Consider the following 15206-nt stretch of genomic DNA (forward strand, 5'->3'; position numbering starts at 1 on the left):
CCCTCCCGAAAGGAACCGATCATGGACACCGGACGCATCAAGAACATGCTCGTCATCAAGGGCCTCGCCTGGCTCTCCTGGCTCGCCGCCCTCATCGGCGGCTGGGCACTCATCGGCACCTTCGCCGGGTCGTGGATCTCCGGCATCGTCGGGTTCTTCCCCGACTGGGTCGCGCCCGTCGTCCTCGTCCTCGGCGGCATCTGGATGGCCCTCGACGGCCTCCTCGACGCCGAACCGAACCGCCCCGCCGTCTGGCTGGCGATCCTCCTCCCGTCCGTCGGGCAGGGCGTCAACGGCTCGTGGGGCCGCCAGTTCCACCAGTGGGGCACCGACATGAACGCGTCAATGACCGCCCACATGGGCGAGGCCCTCGGCACCGGCTCGCTCGTCGCCACCGCCGCCATCTTCGTCGGCGCCGCGCTAATCCTGGCCCGCCGGGTCGTGAAGAAGAACAAGGCGACGAAGACCGGCGGCGCACCGGTCGGGGCCGGAACCCGATGACCAGCACGGTTGAGGTCGAGCAGCGTGCCGCACGCGCCTTGCGGCGGCGCGCTGCCCACCTCGCCCGCATCGACAGCGCCCCCGGCGGCAGCCGCCGCCGGCAGGCCTTGATCCTGTCGTGGCTGCAGTCCGAACTGGCCAACGGCGGCAGCCTCGACGACCTCATCCGCTTCGTCGACTCCATGAACGCGAAGGCCCCCCGATGACGGACCGTCACGACCATGCACCCATGCATGCGGCCGCGGATGCCCCCGGATCGGCCCTGATTCCGGCGGGAAGTCCGCGTACCGCACGCGTGTGTGACGCGCGCGCGATACACGAGGATGATCGCCCGACGCAAGTAGTGATCGGTGACTTTCTGTCACTGCACATCGGCGAGGTCATCAACGCCGTCCGCGACGGCTGGCCGTCCAATCGGGTCCTGCCGACGGTCCCCGAGCTCGGTGAACTCGCCATCCAGCTCATCCGCACCCGCGCCCGGGCCGCCGGCACCGTCCTGGCCGTGCTCGCCGTCACCGCCATCGTCCTCGCCGCTCACGCCGCGGCCAGCTGAGGAGCCACCATGCCCCTGCCCGACTCCGCGCCGCTGCGCGACCAGGCCCGAGCGTTGGCCCGCGACACTGTCGACGGATGGAAGCGGGACCTGCGGTCGGCCGCCGAAGCTCGGGCGGCCACCGCCCGGGCCGCGCTTGTCCGCCGGCTGCGCTACTGGTCGGCCGAGACCCGCAAGCACCGCCCGTCCGCGGTCGCCGCCGCGGCGCTCGTCGCCGCCGGGCTGCTCCTCGCCGCGGACCGGCGGCTCGCCGCGGCCGCCGTCGGCTGGCTGGTCATCGTCGCCGGCGCGCCCGCCGCATACCTGATCACCTACCGCATCCAGTGGTCCCGGGCCAGACGAGCCGGTGACGTCGAGGACTTCTCCGGGCGGGCCGTCGGTCGCCGCGCCCGGCACAGCGCCCGGCAGGTCGGCGCCGCCGCCGTCGCCTACGGCGGATGGCTCCTGGTCCTCGCCGCCCTCGGCGTCGGCGCCGGCAGCCCGGCTGCCGCGGTCGCCCTGGAGCTCGAGCTGCTCGCCGCCGGTCTGCTGACGTGGCTGGCCTGCCGCGGCCACTGGGCACACCTGTGGGCCGAACGCCGCCGACTCCACGATCTGGTCGAACAGCGCACCGGACCCGTCGTGCCGGCGGCCGACGCCGAGGACCGGGACGCGCAGGAGGAACCCGTGCCTGAGGGTGCTGAGCCTGAGCATGCTGAGCCGGTCGACGAGCGACTCCCCGAGATCCCCGCACCACCCCCACCCGCGCCCGCGAGCTCCAGCCAGCCGGCCGCCGACCGGATCGGCGACGTCCAGCGCGTCCTCGACGAGTTCGGCGTTGACGCCCGCGTCGCCGGAGCCACCCGCGGCCCGTCCGTTACCCGCTACGAGGTCGTCCCCGGCCCCGGCGTCCGTGTCGACCAGGTCCTGAAGCTCGGCAAAGACTTCGCCCTCGCGTTCGGCCGGCCCGAGGTGCGGCTCTACGTGCCCGTCCCCGGCAAATCCGTCGTCGGGGTCGAGGTCCCGAACAAGCACGTCGACACCGTCACCCTCGCCGAGGTCCTCCAGTCCCCAGCGATGCGCGGCGACCGCCACCCGCTGCTCGTCGCCCTCGGCAAGGACGTCGACAGCCAGTACCGGGCCGTCAACCTGGCCCGCATGCCGCACATCCTCGTCGCCGGCGCGACCGGCGCCGGCAAGTCCGTCTGCCTCAACACGTGGCTGTGCTCGATCCTGTCCCGGGCCACCCCCGAGCAGGTGCGGCTGCTGCTCGTCGACCCGAAGCGAGTCGAGCTCACCCAGTACGACGGCATCCCGCACCTGGTGATGCCGGTCGTCACCGACCCGGCGAAGGCAGGCCCGGCGCTGGCGTGGCTGGTCCGGGAGATGGACCGCCGCTACGACCTGCTCGTCGCGGCGAGGGCGAAGAACATCGACGGCTACAACGCGAAGATCACCGCCGAGGGCGGCACGCCGCTGCCGTACCTGCTGGCGGTCGTCGACGAGCTCGCCGACCTGATGATGGTCGCGAAGGCGGTCGCGACGGCGACGAAACGGGCCGGGTTCGAACCGGACGAGGACAGCGACGTTGAGCAGATCACCGTCCGGTTGGGCCAGCTCGCCCGGGCCGCCGGCATCCACCTGGTGCTGGCCACGCAGCGGCCGTCGGTGGACGTGGTTACGGGCCTGATCAAGGCGAACGTGCCGTCGCGGCTGGCGTTCGCGACGTCGAGCCTGGCCGACTCGCGGGTCATCCTCGACCAGCCGGGCGCCGAGAAGCTGATAGGGCGCGGCGACGGCTTGTTCCTGCCGCAGGACACCTCGGTGCCGGTGCGGATCCAGTGCGCGTTCGTGTCCGACGAGGAGGTGGAGCGGCTGGTCGCGCACTGGCGGGCGCAGGGCGGCTCCGGCGACCTGGTCGTGCTGCCGTCGGCCCCGCCGGTGGCGGCCCCGGCCCGGCCGGTTCCGGCCGCGGCCGATGTGGTGCTCGCGGTCGTCGCGTCGGAGCCGGGGTGTTCGTCGGCGCGGATCGCTGCGCACCCGGCGTGGGCAGCACGAGGCGGCGTGCCGTCGCAGTCGCAGCTGTCGAGGACGACGCAGCGGCTGGCCGACGACGGGTTGATCACGCGCGCGAAGAGCGGGACCGCGTGGACCGACTACCGGATCACCGACGCGGGCCGGGCACGCGCTGCGGCCGCGGTCATTGCGGTGATGCCGAACGAAGACGTGCTCGCGGCGTAGGGCCGCGGGCAGAGATGAGAGGAATGCGATGAGCAGCTACAGGAACGACCCGCGCGTCGTGCTGCACGGCGACGACGGGGCAACGATCGCGGAGGGCCTGCCGGGCGAGGGCGAGTGGCTCGTCCGTGAGGTCGACGGGGTGTGGCGGGTCGACAATCCGGTCCAGGGGCCGGTGAAGTCGACCGCCAACAGCGCGTTCGCGGCGACGTTCCGCAGCCGTGACGAGGCGATCGCCGCGGTGATCGGCCCGCCGCAGGTGACGACGTGAGCACCGTCCTCGACGACAAGCGGGTCTCGCCGCGCGGCGAGGGCTTCGCGGTGGCCGGCCCGGCCGGAATGCTCCACGTGCTGCACACGTCCGCTTTCGGCTGGTCGGTCTACCGCGGGTCGAGCCTCGACCTCGTCCGCATCGGTACCGGGTTCGCCGTCGGCTACAGGACGCCGGAAGCGGCGGTCGAGGCGGCGCTGGGGGTGACGGTGTGAGCGCCCAGGTGTACCGGAACAACGACGGGTCGGCGCGGGTCATCAACGCCGCCGGGAACTGGCGGGTGTGGAAGTCCCTCTTGGGCTGGATCGCCGTGAACGACGGCCCCGGCGACCGGACGATCTTCGACGGTGACGACAAGACCAGGACGTTCGCGACGGCCGACGAGGCTATCGACCACCTGAAAAGCATGTAGCACCGCCTCCGGGCCCGCCCTCAGCCGGCAAGCACGCGGCGGGCCCGGAGCCACCCAACCACCATCAGGAAGGAGGGCATGCTCATGATGCCCGACAGAGCAACCGCGGTGATCGAGTACCTGGACGGGACGTCCAGCACGCTCACCGCCACCACCGGCGAAGGCGCCGCTGACCTGCGCCGGTTCGCCGAGACGGCGCACCGGGAGGGCAAGTCGCAGTTCGACACCGCCTACGTCGACGGCGTCCAGCGGCCGGTCACCATCAACCACGTGCGGCTCGCCGCGGTCCGGCTGGTGACCTCGTGACCAGCGCTGACGTCGACGGGCTGCAGCCGGGCGTGACCCGCGTCCGTCACTGCGACGGCCCCGAGGGCGTCTACCGGGGCAGCTACCTCACCGACCAGGTCTGGCTAATCGTCGACGACGGACCGAACCTTCGCACGTGGGCGGCCGACGACTGCGAGGTGGTCCGGTGAGTGCCGATGCGTGGACGCCGGTCGAGCCGGTCGACGGCCTGCCCCGCACCGACTCGCTCGGCGTGACCTGGACGCCCCGCGACGGCGTGTGGTGGGGGCACATCGGCCACACCGGCGAGGACGGCACCCCGTACGACGCTACCGGCAGTGGCGGGAACTGTCGCAGCGCGGCCCGTTCGAGGTGACGTCGTGAGTGGCGGACGGGCCGTGATCACCCTGCGCAACGGCACGCAGATCACGATCGACTGTGGCACCGACGACGGCATGGACGAGTTGACCCGGTTCGTCGACGTTTGGCAATCCGGCAGGCGTGGCGGCGCCGACATCAATGGCATCGACGCCGCCGGCCACCCGGTCAAGGCGTCGGTCGAGTATCGGGACGTGCTGCGTGTCGAGTTCCCGGAATGCGCAGGGTGACCCGCTCCAACCCGCGCGTGCAGCCGCCCACCGCGAAGGTGTGGCGGCTGTACCGCTTCTACGACACCGACAGCGCGCTGCTGTACATCGGGCAGACCGGCCGGGAGCCCCTGGCCAGGCTGATCGAGCACCTGCACGAGCAGGGCTGGGCTGGCGAGATCGCCCGCTGGGAGGTCGACCCGCGGGTCTGGCACTCCGAGGACGAGATGCTTGCCGCCGAGGAAGCGGCGATCCGGGCCGAGCGGCCGCGGCACAACTGGCAGCACAACGAGGGCAACCCCCACCGTGTCTACGTGCCGAAAGTCGGCTCGTACCGGCACCCCGGCCGCCGCCCGGCCACCACGGCCTCGCGTTTGTCGCCGCGGTGGCGGCGCCGCCGGAACTGGGCGGCCGGGTTCGCCGGCGTCTGGGTCGCGGTGACACTGCTGACGTGGTGGGCCGACACCACGGTCGCCGTGAACGCGCCGGGCCGCACCTACCCGATCGCCGGCCTACTCGCCGGGGCGCTCATCCCGACGTGGCGGATCCGCCGCCAGCGGGACCGGCGCGCGGCCGTGGCCGTCATCACCGTGGCGTGCACCCTGCTGTGGCTGGCCACCGGATAGCCTCAACGGCCGGGGGATGGGGGACACGATGCAGTTGACGACGTTCGAGGCGCTGCTCAAGGAGCGCCTGCAGGCGACCGGGCAGGTCGAGGTCAAGACGTACCAGGAGATCTCTGCGCCGTTCCTGTACGGGATCATGGTCCGTGTCGACGGCGGCACGGTTGCGTTCCGCATCACGATGGGCTCGGGCACCGGAGACCCGCCGCCCACCGCCGAAGAGCAGGCCGCGCACGACGCGAACGTGGCCCGGCTCGACCCGAAAGCGTCCATGCCCCGCCTGCAGGCCACGTCGGAGCAGGTGCGGAAGGCCGAGGACCTGATCCGGGACGTGCTCGCCGCCGACCTGCCAGACGGGGCGACCGAGGTTGAGGGTCCGGTCGACGGCCGGCAACTGCCCGGGGTGAAGCTACGCTTCCGCACAGCGTCGGAGATCTACGTCGTCCCGACGCGCTGACACGACGAAAAGAGCGGCGCCCTCCCGAAGGAGAGCGCCGCTCTGACGTTGGTCGCCCCGAGCCGTGGCCGGGGGCGCTGTGCCAGGTTACCGGGTGACGTCCAGCCGCAGCCACGTCACCGCATGCGTGTTGCCGGTGGTGCCAGCCGCAAGCAGCACGGACGTGTTGCCGCCGGAGCCGCCGTCGGTCCAGGCGTGCCCGTTCGGGCGGCGGGGCGGTTCCGGGCAGGCGACGAGCGTCTTCACAGCTCCGCCAGGGCGTCTCGCCGCGTGTCGCCGCTCGCCCCGGACGGCCCCGACTGCGACGGCGCCGCACCCGACGCCACCAGCATCGCGGCGAGGAGCAGTGCGGACACGTCGGCGGACGACACCCCGTCGATGATCAGCGTGGTGAGGAGCTGCAGGACCGCGAGCAGCGCGGACAGGGCCAGCTTGACCCACGGGTAGCGGGTGGTGTTCGGCACCAGGTAGATGAGGCCGGCGTTCGTGGCGGCGATCGCGATCTGGACGCCCTCGACCTGTGTGACGTGCCCGTCGGAGAGAGCAGCCTGGACCGCGGTGACGATCAGGACGAGGGCGGCGGCGATGGTCTTGCCGTACTTGCGCCACATGGGCGTGCTCCTGTTCAGGAATGGGTTGGGGGTTGCGCGATGTGCCATGTGCCGTCTTTCGGGTGGTGCTGGTTCAGGTTTCGGGCCGGGATCTTGAATGAGGCGGCGGGTGATTCAGGCTTCCCTGACCGTGGCGAAGCTTGACCCGGATGCGAACAGGTGTGCGAAACTGCTGGTCATGAGCGGCTACCGGCCCGGTGAACTCCGGCCAGTCGGGGACGGCCCGCGCGTCGCCGTCGTCGCACCCGAGCACTGCCACAACGGGCACCCGCTCGGCCCGTACAAGGTCATGCTCGGCACCGAACTCTGCGACCCCGGCACCGGCCGCTACCAGCGGCACATCACCTGGACCTGCCGAACCTGCGGCGACGTCACCATCGCCGACGGGCACCCCGACGCCTGCCGGTCACAGGCACAGCTCGGGCAGCAGCGGTAGATCCACACACAGCAGCGGGCCCGACGACGGCGCCGGGGACGGCGGCCGCGGGGCCGGCGACGGCAGCGGCCCAGCCGCCGACGAGCGCACCGCCGGCGGCGGCATGACCTGCGACCGGGACGCCGACGGCGCCGGCAGCCGCGGACCAGGCGCCAACGACGGCACCGTATACGGCCCGCCGCTGCAGCCGAGCTCCGTGCGCCACGCCTCGATCTGGCCGTCCCGAGGCTGCGCATGATCCAGCAGCACGCAGGCGAGAACCAGCAGCCGCTGCGACTGCGCGTCCCGCTCGGCGTCCTGCTCCGCCCGTACCCTGCGCCGCTCGGCCAGGTCATCCTCCAGCGTGGCCAGCCGCTCGTCGGTGTGCTGCTCCGCCCGGTGGTAGGCCACCTGCGTTGCGATGAAGGCGCCCACCCCGGCACACAACAGCGGCAACAGCGCGTAGACGATCGCGACCCTGCGCCACTTCTTGATCGGCTCGTGCAGGATCAGGCCAGGCTGGTCGGTCGCGAGCGGGTGCAGCCGGCCCGTCTCGTCGTCACGTGGTGTTGCGTACCGCATCCCCGCCGCCCTTCCCAAGCCGGTCCGGGTTCAAGCCGGCCGCGAGCACGTCGAGGCGCAACTGGGCATGCAGCTCCCGGTACCGGTCCCGGTCGGCGGTCAACACCTCGATCCGGGCGTCCTTCTCCGCGACCTGCTTCTCCAGGGTTTGGATGCGGGCGTGGACGAGCTTGTCGAACTCGGTCTCATGATTAACCGACGCGGTCCTGAACGTGCCCCGCAGCGCAATCCAGGCGGCGGCGACCACACCAACCAGGGCAAGCAGCGCCGGCAGAATGTACTGCTGCCACGCCGGCGCGGCCGCTTCGGCGATCAGGCGGGCGACCGGCCACACCAGCTCACCCCTTCCCAGACGATGTGGGCGGCATCGAGGTCGGGGTGAGCCTCGCGAGGACGACACAGACGACGGCGATGAACAGCAGCTTCCCGATCCCGAGCGACGAGATCTGCCCGACGAGGATCCAGGACCCGACGATCCCCGCGGTCCAGGCGGCGTACCAGACCGCGATCGCGCCCAGCGTGACCCGCAGCAGGATGTAGGAGCGGCCGCGGCCGCCGCGGTGCCGGCCGTACGCGTAGACGGCGAGGACTGTGAGGCCGAGCAGGGGCGGGCCGTAGCCGAACATGCCCCACGGGTTCACCGAGCGCAGCAGCGTGTACGCCGAACTCGTGAACCCAGTGTCCGGGAAGAATGTCAGCGACACGGCATCCCAGCCGGCCACGAGGACGATCAACGCCAGTGTGAGGGCCCGCCACGCGTAGTAGCCGGTGCGGCGCCACAGCGCTGGCGGCTGCTGGCCGGCCACCGCGCTCAGTTGTTCGGGTTGCCGTCGAGACCGGCCCGCTCCGCTGGCGACAGGTTTGCGACCGCGGCCTCCCGGGTCGCGTCGACCGCGCCGCGGAGTTCGGCGAGGACATCGGTGACTTGGGCAGCCACCTGCCCGCCGACAGCCGCGGTGAGCGCCGCGAGCTGGTCCGCGGTCAGCTGCACCGGGGCCGCCGGCTGCCACACGGGCCCGAACACGGCCGGCGACCAGCCCTTGCGGATGAGTCCACCGCCTTCCCATTCGGCGCCGTCCTTGCCCTGTGCGAGGGTGTAGGCGCCCTGCGACGCGACGTACTTGATGTCCGCGAGGTTGGCCGCGCTGATTGGGTGGGAGAACCCGCCAGTGCAGAGGTACAGCTGACCGTTGGTCGGGTGCTTCGCGATGATCGCCATGGTGTCCTCCGGGATGATGAGGGTTGGGGCCGGGCTGGCGCCGATCGTCGGCCATGGCCGGGTGTCGTCTGCGCGGGCGTCGCCGACCACCGACAGGTGGCCGTGGGTGAAGTGTCGGTCCTTGCCGCTGTATGGACGCCAGAACCACGCGGCGTAACGCTTCCCGTTCACGATGACCGGGTGGTTGCTGAAGATCTCGCCGTTGCTGATCGCGTACTTCACGCGCGGGTCGCGTGCGCGGCGCAGGTCGTCGAGCACCTGGTGGGCGTCGAGTCCCAGGTCGGGGCGGTTGGGGAAGTCGGCCGCCGTCACGATGTCGTTGCCCCAGCCGGGGAAGTCGTGCGGCGAGTGGTCGGACGTCGGGTCGTGTGCGGCGTCGCCTTTCAACCCCCATTCGACGACCTTCGTCGCTGGCGGGGCAGCGCGGGAGCCGCGCTGCAGCTGCTGGTGCAGCAGCGGCAGGGATCGGGCCGGCCGCCACGCCATGTCAGGCCTCCTCGACCGGGGTGCCGTCGAGGTTCAGCCCGTAGTTGCTGTGGGTGTCGACCCACTCGTCCCACGTCAGTTCGAGCGTCGGCGGGTACTCGGTCAGGTCCTCGCCAGGCTGGAGGATCGCGGAGTGGCGGACGACGACGTTCTGGCCGGCGCCGATGATCGACGCATACCAGCGGCGGGGCCGGTCACCGTTCCACGACATCGGCTCGTGCGGGATCGCCATGATGCTCCTTCGGGGGTTGCGGGGGTCAGATGTTGACGCCGGATGCGCCTGGGTCGAGACCGCAGTCCTCGATCACCAGGTCGATGGGGTAGCCGGCCTGGCCGATCAAGTTCACGTTGCCGGTGCCGAGGCTGCGGGCGACGGACAGCAGCACCGACGCGTTCCCGGATGAGCCGGGAACCCAGGGCACGGTGAAGGCCTTCGTTTTCTGGGACGATCCGGCGCTGTGGGCGTTCTCGACGAGCCCGCCCAACTGTGTCGACGAGGTGGTTGCTGTGCCGGCCAGGTTGACGCGGATCCTCGCGTCGATCAGGTCGTTCGCCACGGTGCTGTTGAAGATCACGGCACTGGTCCAGATGCGGTACAGCCGCCCGACGGAGACGGGCACGTTGTCGATGCGGACCACACCGACCTCGGTGGTGGTCGTCGACGAGGCGGTGGTCCGGTTGTGGCGTTTGATGATGCCCAAACCGGCCCGCGATCGGGATGCGAGTTCGGCGGACATGTCGTTGATGACGGTTACGTCGTACGGGAACCCGTTGATGAGCGTGACCTGCTGGTACGTCACGGCGTCCCCCCGATGATCGTGGTTCCGATGGGGGTGCCGACGCCGGGACCGCCCCACAGGTGCTGGTCGCGGGCGGGCCGGCCGACGAGGCTCATCTGGTAGGAGCCGGGGGCGAACTCGTCGTGGACGGACTCGACGAGCAGCGGCATGTCGAGGACGAGGCCGGTGGGGTCCTGCACGCGGATGCGGTCCAGCGGTTCCAGGCGCGGATCGCCGGGGATCGTGATGTCCGTGAACACGATCTGCTCGTCCCTCAGCGTCGCGAGGAGCTGGTAGGCGAGGCCACGAGCGAACGCCTCCGACTGGCGCCACAGGCTGTCGTCGACGTCGAGCGGCGCCTCACCGACACCGGGCCCACCGCGGCGCAAGATGGCGGCGTCGTCCTGGACCTGCACCGGGTCGGTGTCGACCTTCGTGATCGGGATGCCGGTCAGGACCAGGTCGGGGACGCCGTTGCCGTCGACAATCCACAGGGTTTTGCCGATGACGTTCGTCAACGAGACCGTGGCTGTGGTCGGGGAGGTGAGGGCCACGTTGGCGTTGATCCCGTTGGTGCCGATCGACGTGAACCCGTAGACGATCGTCATGTTCGCCGTGACCGCCGCGTCGGCGGCCTTCCCGGCCAGCAGCACGTTCGACGCGGCGAGCGGCTTCTCCCACTTGACGTTGTAGGTGATGGTTTCGCCCGGCAGGATCGACACGACCTCGGTCAACGACCAGATCGGGGTGGTGCCGGACGTCGCGTATTTGATCCACGGCACCCGCACCAGGTTTCGGATCATGTCGCGGGTGTCGTCGTAGCCGAGGTCCGACAGGTGCTGCGCCGCGGTGACCGTCCGCTGCACGTTCAGGGAGTCCGGGCTGTTGCGGCGGGCCGCGGACCAGATCGTGGGCCTGCCGTCGTAGTCGATCCGGCAGGTGCCGAGTTCGGCGGCGGTGACCTGCTGCAGCAGATCCCACGCCTCGACGGGCTTGTCTGGGTAGATGCCGGACAGCTCCCGGTTCTGGAGCCGGTCGACGCGGGCGCCCGAGTCGTGCAGCAGCGGCAGCCACGCCGTTGATGTGCGGTCGCACACCGACACGTGCAGCTCCGAGGCTGGCGTGTACGTCTTCAGGTCGCAGTAGACGGCGGCGGTGGAGAGGGTCCCGGCGGTGGTCGGCGTGACCGTGTGCACGGACGACGTCCCGTCGATGCGGAACTCGATCGTGCTCGTCGCGTCGTCGACGTGGACGCCGACCAGATGCCAGGCGCCCGCGCTGTACGTGCCGGAGGAGAACTGGAAGTAGGAGCTGCCGCCGTTGAGGACCTGCACTGCGAGGAACCCGTCCCGGCGGGCGAAGAACTTCACGCGGGACTGGGTGGGCAGGGCGTCGTTGTAGACCTCGGCGATCGCGATGTCGACGACCGCCTCCGACCCGGTCCGCTTCACCCACATCTCGATGCGCATGTTCTGCGCCCGGCCGTTCGACGCCCACAACTCCGCCGGGCCGGCGTTGACCGGCAGTTTCGTCTGCACATAGCCGCCGGCCGGGTCGACGGCGAGGAAGAACGGGGCGTCGGCGGTGAACTTGACCCGCCTGGGGTCGACACCGTCCGGGTCCGGCTCCCACTTCGCCTGCGGCGCCCCCGAGAACGGGGTTTGCAGGAACGGTGTGAGGCTGCCGTGCATCGGCGCGAACAAGCGGCACTCGGCGCGCGGCCGGGGGCTGAGCGGGTAACCGCATTGGGCGAGGACGTACGAGACGACCCATGACGCCTCAAGGCCGGGTTTGGTCGGCATGTCGGTCGTGTTGAACGGTCCGTCGGCGATGACCGCAGGCAGCGTGATCGGGACCCGGAACCGGTCCCGTCCGTCGATCAGATCCAGCTGCGCCGACCGGGAGGCGACGTCGACAGGCAGGCCACGCAGCACCCCGCCGGTCAAGCGCGGCACCTGCTCGAAGCCGGCGGAGGTCAGGAACTGGACGGCGACCTTCGCGTCCCTGCTGTCGCGTGGCTTGCCGTAGATCGGCGAGGCGGGGTTCGTGCGTGAGAAGTAGCGGACCGTGTCCAGCTTTTCGTCGCCGGTGTCACCGGCGGCCAGGTCCCCGTCGCCGGTCGCCGCTGTGCCGCCTTCGACGACCAGCACCTCGTCGGGGAGCATGCCGCGCATGTCCCGGTCGATCGACAGCCTGGCCAGCTTCGACGACAGGTCGTCCTTCGGCGACGTGGCGATCGTGTAGCCGAACACCGTGAACACCGTCGGGGAGGCGTTCGTGTTCCCGGCAGCGCGGCCGGCCCGGATCGCGAACCCACCCGACTGCCAGGTCGGGTCCCACACCGTGGCCTGCCAGCCGGCCGGCTCGCCGACGCTCGTGCGGAACACGTTCATGCGGATGCGGCCGCGGACGTCGATCTGGGCGTGGGTCGTCCACGACACCCCGGCCACGAACGTCAACCCGGGGATGATCCGTGGCGCGTACAGGACGAGCTCGTTGTTCGCCAGCAGGCGGATGATCGCGACCTTGACCTGGCCGGCGGGGGTGATGAGGACCCGGCACATGTCGTAGTTGGAGTTGTCCTGGACCCGCAGAACCGGTGTCGGCGGTTCCAGGTCGGCGCCGGTGGCGGCCGGTGACTGCCATTCGAGGTAGACGTCGGTGTCGGCGACGTCGAGCTGGGATTTGGGGATGTAGGGCGCGCGGTAGGCGGACGCGACCGGCACCGAGATCGTCGCCACGGACCCGGTGCAGGCGAAGTCGCTGAGGGCGACGGTTCCGCCGGCGCCGGTGTGGGAGTAGACGATCCCGGCCGGGTTGGTGCCGAGGCCCGGGCTAGTGACGCGGTTGAACGGGTCGGAGAAGTCGACGGTGTTGTAGCCGTCGCCGTCCCAGTCGATGCGGGCGTCGAGGGCGACGGCACGTTCGGGCGCTTCGATCGCGGCGGCGAGGGTGGGGGTGACGGCACGCATCCTCAGCCGACCTCCACCAATGTCAGGCCGACCCGCCGCCGGGACGGTTTCCGGTAGGCAGTCGGTGACTGGACGACGGAAACCATCGGCACGCCGGTGCCGAGGACCCACGTCGTGCCCGCCGACGAACCAACGGACATCGAGAACATGAGCCTGTCGATGTGGACGGTGGTGGTCGCGGTGACCGTCGCGGCGATCGGCGCCACATGCGGCAGTGCGTAGACGGCGCCGGCGGGGGCGTTCGCGGCGAGGACACAGTCCCCGAACGCGGTGTCGACGATCGTGGGGATGGTGCCCGCAGCGTCGGTGAAGATGACACTGCCGGCCGCGTTCATCCAGTCGATGCGGGGCTGGATCTGCGCCGACGTGTCCAACCCCTGCAGTCGTTGCCGGGTCTGCCAGCGGTAGTTGAGGCCGGCGACGACGGGGATGCCGGGCCACAGCGCGTTGGGGGCGAGCACGTTGAGGCGGACGCCGCTGGGGGAGGCGGGCAGGGACCAGGCGAGGGCGCGCGGCCCGCGTTCGAACAGGGCCGTCGAGGAGGCGGTGGTGGCGCCGGCGCCGATGGTTGCGAACCCGGTCGTGTCGTTGGAGACGCTCGTCGCGCTGGACTGCTGGGCGGTCAGCTGGTTACGCCGCCACGGGTCCAGCAGCACGAACGGGCCCGTGCCCCGGGCGCCAACGAAGAACTCCTCGATGAGGCTGTGCTGCTCGGGTGTGAGCGAGGTCCAGTCGAGCTCGTAGGCGCGGCGGCCGGTCGGGGCACGGTCGACCGCGCGGCCACCGCCGATCGTCTCGGTGACCTGGGATGCGATTGTCAGGTCGGCGGAGATGCCCCGCCCGGGGTGGGGGAGCGCGACCAGGGCGCCGGGTTTGCCGAGCCAGAACGTCACCGCGCGCCTCCCACATGGTGTGAGGCGCGCGGTTGCGTGCGGCGCTAGGCGGGCAGGTCAGACGGCGCGGCGCATGAAGTAGCGGAAGGACTCACCGGCGGCGACGACGCTGGGTATCTGTTTCACCTGATTGTGGAGGAACGTTCCTGCGTAGCCTCTTGCGGTGTACGTCTCCTCGCCAGCGAACCAGCCTGCGGAGCCGGCCTTGTCGAGGGCCGCCAACCGTGACTCGGTGACCTCGACGGTTGTTTCACTGCTCGTCGTGATGACGGCGATGAGGGGCCCGTCGATCTGGGGAGGGCCAGCCTTCGACGCGCTGTCGACGAGGCCGGTTACAACGAAGAGATATGCATATTGGTACCTGCTAACCGGCTGATGGTCCTGGACCGTCATGCCAGGGCGACCTTCGCGCCCCGGGAGAACATCGAGTCGTGGACCTCGAGCGTCGTCAGCTTCACGGTTGTCGCCACATCGAACACGATGATGGCGGTGACCTGATTCCCGGGGTTGATCTTCTCCAGGAACGTTTCGCCGTCGGGGTTGGCGTACATGCCAGCCACGCCGTCAGTTTCGAATCGGGCGCCGTCCGCCGAATAGGCGATCACGTTCGAGTCGTCGAAGGTGCGGGCGTCGTTGCCGATGTTCTTGATGTTGAGGGTGATCGTGCAGTAGTGCCCTTGGGCTTTCTCGTTCCCGATCTGCTTCTTCCCGCACTCGGGGCCCTTCACCACCTTGAACTCGAACTTCCCGTCTCGGACCGCGGTGCCGGCGGCGGCCACGTCGGACGTCTTCGCGGGCTTCGCTGGGGTCGTCGCCGCGCTGGCGGGAGCTCCGCTGGCAGGTGCGCCGCTGCCGGCGGCATTCGAGGCGGCCGGGGCGGGCTGCTCGTCGGCGGTGTTCTTCTTCGGCGGGTCGGAGACGGCCGCGAAGATGACGCCGACGACGCAGCACAGGGCAACGACGGAGCCGAGGACGATTCCGACAATCGCGCCTGCCGACAGGCCCTTTTTCTTCGGCGGGCCGGGCGGCGGGGGCGGGAACGGCGGCGGTGCGGGGAAGCCGCTGGTCGGCGGGTGGAAGCCGGGCGGCTGCGGGCGGATCGGGCCGGTCGGCGGCTGCTGGCGGGGGTCGGGGTAGGTCACGGACGGCTCCAGAATGGGGCCGGGCCGTGCCCCGCTGTGTTGGGCACGGCCCGGGGTTCGCGCGTTCCCTTGCGGCCGGAGCCCGTCAAGCGACGGCCGGGGCTCGCTGCGAACGCACTAGCTGACGGGCTACGGCCTAGCAGGGAACCAGTACAGGCCTGCGGTTCACCAGACCATAACCGGGGATCCACTCAGACAGGT

26 protein-coding genes are annotated in these 15206 nt (G+C 70.7%); 14 read left to right on the top strand and 12 right to left on the bottom strand.

Translation table 11 applies throughout. The features are described from left to right. The first annotated feature begins 21 nt into the window (after positions 1-21). The 13 genes from IEZ31_RS31365 to IEZ31_RS31425 all read left to right on the top strand — a co-directional run bounded on the left by IEZ31_RS31365 (position 22) and on the right by IEZ31_RS31425 (position 5906). Entirely contained in the window at positions 22-501 is a 480-nt protein-coding gene (locus IEZ31_RS31365; RefSeq protein WP_190253640.1) for an MntP/YtaF family protein, read from the top strand. Further along, positions 498-707: a hypothetical protein gene (locus IEZ31_RS31370; protein WP_190253641.1), complete on the top strand. Its 210-nt coding sequence runs from the start codon at positions 498-500 to the stop codon at positions 705-707. The genes IEZ31_RS31365 and IEZ31_RS31370 overlap by 4 nt, the downstream gene beginning before the upstream one ends. Positions 708-844: 137 nt before the next feature. Continuing rightward, a complete protein-coding gene (locus IEZ31_RS31375; protein ID WP_190253642.1) occupies positions 845-1054 on the top strand; it encodes a hypothetical protein in 210 nt (69 codons plus the stop codon). A 9-nt stretch (positions 1055-1063) separates the two neighbouring features. Continuing rightward, positions 1064-3274, top strand: coding sequence for a DNA translocase FtsK (locus IEZ31_RS31380; RefSeq protein WP_190253643.1), 2211 nt, complete (start codon positions 1064-1066; stop codon positions 3272-3274). A 28-nt stretch (positions 3275-3302) separates the two neighbouring features. Continuing rightward, positions 3303-3542 (top strand): hypothetical protein, encoded by a 240-nt coding sequence (locus tag IEZ31_RS31385; protein ID WP_190253644.1) that lies wholly within the window; start codon positions 3303-3305, stop codon positions 3540-3542. Continuing rightward, a complete protein-coding gene (locus IEZ31_RS31390) occupies positions 3539-3757 on the top strand; it encodes a hypothetical protein (protein ID WP_190253645.1) in 219 nt (72 codons plus the stop codon). Before IEZ31_RS31385 ends, IEZ31_RS31390 begins: the two co-directional genes overlap by 4 nt. Further along, the gene (locus IEZ31_RS31395; RefSeq protein ID WP_190253646.1) at positions 3754-3954 is read left to right on the top strand and encodes a hypothetical protein; all 201 of its coding nucleotides are present in this window, start codon (positions 3754-3756) and stop codon (positions 3952-3954) included. Before IEZ31_RS31390 ends, IEZ31_RS31395 begins: the two co-directional genes overlap by 4 nt. An 84-nt stretch (positions 3955-4038) precedes the next feature. Further along, positions 4039-4260, top strand: a complete 222-nt coding sequence (locus IEZ31_RS31400) for a hypothetical protein (RefSeq protein WP_190253647.1) — start codon at positions 4039-4041, stop codon at positions 4258-4260. Further along, a complete protein-coding gene (locus tag IEZ31_RS31405; RefSeq protein WP_190253648.1) occupies positions 4257-4430 on the top strand; it encodes a hypothetical protein in 174 nt (57 codons plus the stop codon). Before IEZ31_RS31400 ends, IEZ31_RS31405 begins: the two co-directional genes overlap by 4 nt. Further along, positions 4427-4615 (top strand): hypothetical protein, encoded by a 189-nt coding sequence (locus IEZ31_RS31410; protein WP_190253649.1) that lies wholly within the window; start codon positions 4427-4429, stop codon positions 4613-4615. The genes IEZ31_RS31405 and IEZ31_RS31410 overlap by 4 nt, the downstream gene beginning before the upstream one ends. 22 nt (positions 4616-4637) lie before the next feature. Continuing rightward, positions 4638-4847, top strand: a complete 210-nt coding sequence (locus tag IEZ31_RS31415) for a hypothetical protein (protein ID WP_190253650.1) — start codon at positions 4638-4640, stop codon at positions 4845-4847. Beyond that, entirely contained in the window at positions 4835-5452 is a 618-nt protein-coding gene (locus IEZ31_RS31420; protein ID WP_190253651.1) for a GIY-YIG nuclease family protein, read from the top strand. The genes IEZ31_RS31415 and IEZ31_RS31420 overlap by 13 nt, the downstream gene beginning before the upstream one ends. 28 nt (positions 5453-5480) lie before the next feature. Then, entirely contained in the window at positions 5481-5906 is a 426-nt protein-coding gene (locus tag IEZ31_RS31425) for a hypothetical protein (protein ID WP_190253652.1), read from the top strand. An 87-nt stretch (positions 5907-5993) separates the two neighbouring features. Here IEZ31_RS31425 and IEZ31_RS31430 read toward each other — a convergent pair whose 3' ends face one another. Both IEZ31_RS31430 and IEZ31_RS31435 read right to left on the bottom strand, forming a co-directional pair. Next, the gene (locus IEZ31_RS31430) at positions 5994-6152 is read right to left on the bottom strand and encodes a hypothetical protein (RefSeq protein WP_190253653.1); all 159 of its coding nucleotides are present in this window, start codon (positions 6150-6152) and stop codon (positions 5994-5996) included. Further along, positions 6149-6517, bottom strand: a complete 369-nt coding sequence (locus IEZ31_RS31435; protein ID WP_190253654.1) for a hypothetical protein — start codon at positions 6515-6517, stop codon at positions 6149-6151. Before IEZ31_RS31435 ends, IEZ31_RS31430 begins: the two co-directional genes overlap by 4 nt. Before the next feature lie 178 nt (positions 6518-6695). On the opposite strand from IEZ31_RS31435, the gene IEZ31_RS31440 reads away from it, so the two are divergent. After that, on the top strand, positions 6696-6953 hold the full coding sequence (locus IEZ31_RS31440) for a hypothetical protein (protein ID WP_190253655.1): 258 nt from the start codon (positions 6696-6698) through the stop codon (positions 6951-6953). On the opposite strand, the gene IEZ31_RS31445 is transcribed toward IEZ31_RS31440, so the two are convergent. From IEZ31_RS31445 to IEZ31_RS31490, 10 genes are read right to left on the bottom strand one after another with little or no spacing between them, the layout of a single operon-like run. After that, positions 6924-7514: a hypothetical protein gene (locus tag IEZ31_RS31445; protein WP_190253656.1), complete on the bottom strand. Its 591-nt coding sequence runs from the start codon at positions 7512-7514 to the stop codon at positions 6924-6926. The genes IEZ31_RS31440 and IEZ31_RS31445 overlap by 30 nt on opposite strands. After that, positions 7492-7848 carry a hypothetical protein gene (locus IEZ31_RS31450; protein WP_190253657.1) on the bottom strand — a complete coding sequence of 119 codons (357 nt, stop codon included), beginning with the start codon at positions 7846-7848 and terminating at the stop codon, positions 7492-7494. Before IEZ31_RS31450 ends, IEZ31_RS31445 begins: the two co-directional genes overlap by 23 nt. A 4-nt stretch (positions 7849-7852) precedes the next feature. Next, on the bottom strand, positions 7853-8320 hold the full coding sequence (locus IEZ31_RS31455) for a hypothetical protein (RefSeq protein ID WP_190253658.1): 468 nt from the start codon (positions 8318-8320) through the stop codon (positions 7853-7855). A 5-nt stretch (positions 8321-8325) separates the two neighbouring features. Further along, positions 8326-9219 (bottom strand): hypothetical protein, encoded by an 894-nt coding sequence (locus IEZ31_RS31460; RefSeq protein WP_190253659.1) that lies wholly within the window; start codon positions 9217-9219, stop codon positions 8326-8328. Position 9220: 1 nt separating this feature from the next. Then, positions 9221-9451: a hypothetical protein gene (locus tag IEZ31_RS31465; RefSeq protein WP_190253660.1), complete on the bottom strand. Its 231-nt coding sequence runs from the start codon at positions 9449-9451 to the stop codon at positions 9221-9223. A gap of 25 nt (positions 9452-9476) precedes the next feature. Beyond that, positions 9477-10019, bottom strand: a complete 543-nt coding sequence (locus IEZ31_RS31470) for a hypothetical protein (RefSeq protein ID WP_190253661.1) — start codon at positions 10017-10019, stop codon at positions 9477-9479. Further along, positions 10016-12970, bottom strand: coding sequence for a hypothetical protein (locus IEZ31_RS31475; protein ID WP_190253662.1), 2955 nt, complete (start codon positions 12968-12970; stop codon positions 10016-10018). The genes IEZ31_RS31470 and IEZ31_RS31475 overlap by 4 nt, the downstream gene beginning before the upstream one ends. Before the next feature lie 2 nt (positions 12971-12972). Then, on the bottom strand, positions 12973-13863 hold the full coding sequence (locus tag IEZ31_RS31480; protein WP_190253663.1) for a hypothetical protein: 891 nt from the start codon (positions 13861-13863) through the stop codon (positions 12973-12975). A gap of 57 nt (positions 13864-13920) precedes the next feature. Then, the gene (locus tag IEZ31_RS31485) at positions 13921-14256 is read right to left on the bottom strand and encodes a hypothetical protein (protein ID WP_190253664.1); all 336 of its coding nucleotides are present in this window, start codon (positions 14254-14256) and stop codon (positions 13921-13923) included. Beyond that, complete coding sequence (locus tag IEZ31_RS31490) at positions 14253-15005, bottom strand: DUF4352 domain-containing protein (protein ID WP_190253665.1); 753 nt, start codon at positions 15003-15005, stop codon at positions 14253-14255. The genes IEZ31_RS31485 and IEZ31_RS31490 overlap by 4 nt, the downstream gene beginning before the upstream one ends. Positions 15006-15206 lie beyond the last annotated feature (201 nt).

Origin of the sequence: Dactylosporangium sucinum, from assembly GCF_014647515.1 — a bacterium.
Taxonomy (GTDB): domain Bacteria; phylum Actinomycetota; class Actinomycetes; order Mycobacteriales; family Micromonosporaceae; genus Dactylosporangium; species Dactylosporangium sucinum.

Bases quoted from the DNA above. Each gene is read 5' to 3' on its own strand.
- IEZ31_RS31365 (WP_190253640.1), top strand. From the start codon at position 22: ATGGACACCGGACGCATCAAGAACATGCTCGTCATCAAGGGCCTCGCC.
- IEZ31_RS31370 (WP_190253641.1), top strand. From the start codon at position 498: ATGACCAGCACGGTTGAGGTCGAGCAGCGTGCCGCACGCGCCTTGCGG.
- IEZ31_RS31380 (WP_190253643.1), top strand. From the start codon at position 1,064: ATGCCCCTGCCCGACTCCGCGCCGCTGCGCGACCAGGCCCGAGCGTTG.
- IEZ31_RS31385 (WP_190253644.1), top strand. From the start codon at position 3,303: ATGAGCAGCTACAGGAACGACCCGCGCGTCGTGCTGCACGGCGACGAC.
- IEZ31_RS31400 (WP_190253647.1), top strand. From the start codon at position 4,039: ATGATGCCCGACAGAGCAACCGCGGTGATCGAGTACCTGGACGGGACG.
- IEZ31_RS31420 (WP_190253651.1), top strand. From the start codon at position 4,835: ATGCGCAGGGTGACCCGCTCCAACCCGCGCGTGCAGCCGCCCACCGCG.
- IEZ31_RS31425 (WP_190253652.1), top strand. From the start codon at position 5,481: ATGCAGTTGACGACGTTCGAGGCGCTGCTCAAGGAGCGCCTGCAGGCG.
- IEZ31_RS31435 (WP_190253654.1), bottom strand. From the start codon at position 6,517: ATGTGGCGCAAGTACGGCAAGACCATCGCCGCCGCCCTCGTCCTGATC.
- IEZ31_RS31440 (WP_190253655.1), top strand. From the start codon at position 6,696: ATGAGCGGCTACCGGCCCGGTGAACTCCGGCCAGTCGGGGACGGCCCG.
- IEZ31_RS31445 (WP_190253656.1), bottom strand. From the start codon at position 7,514: ATGCGGTACGCAACACCACGTGACGACGAGACGGGCCGGCTGCACCCG.
- IEZ31_RS31460 (WP_190253659.1), bottom strand. From the start codon at position 9,219: ATGGCGTGGCGGCCGGCCCGATCCCTGCCGCTGCTGCACCAGCAGCTG.
- IEZ31_RS31465 (WP_190253660.1), bottom strand. From the start codon at position 9,451: ATGGCGATCCCGCACGAGCCGATGTCGTGGAACGGTGACCGGCCCCGC.
- IEZ31_RS31475 (WP_190253662.1), bottom strand. From the start codon at position 12,970: ATGCGTGCCGTCACCCCCACCCTCGCCGCCGCGATCGAAGCGCCCGAA.
- IEZ31_RS31485 (WP_190253664.1), bottom strand. From the start codon at position 14,256: ATGACGGTCCAGGACCATCAGCCGGTTAGCAGGTACCAATATGCATAT.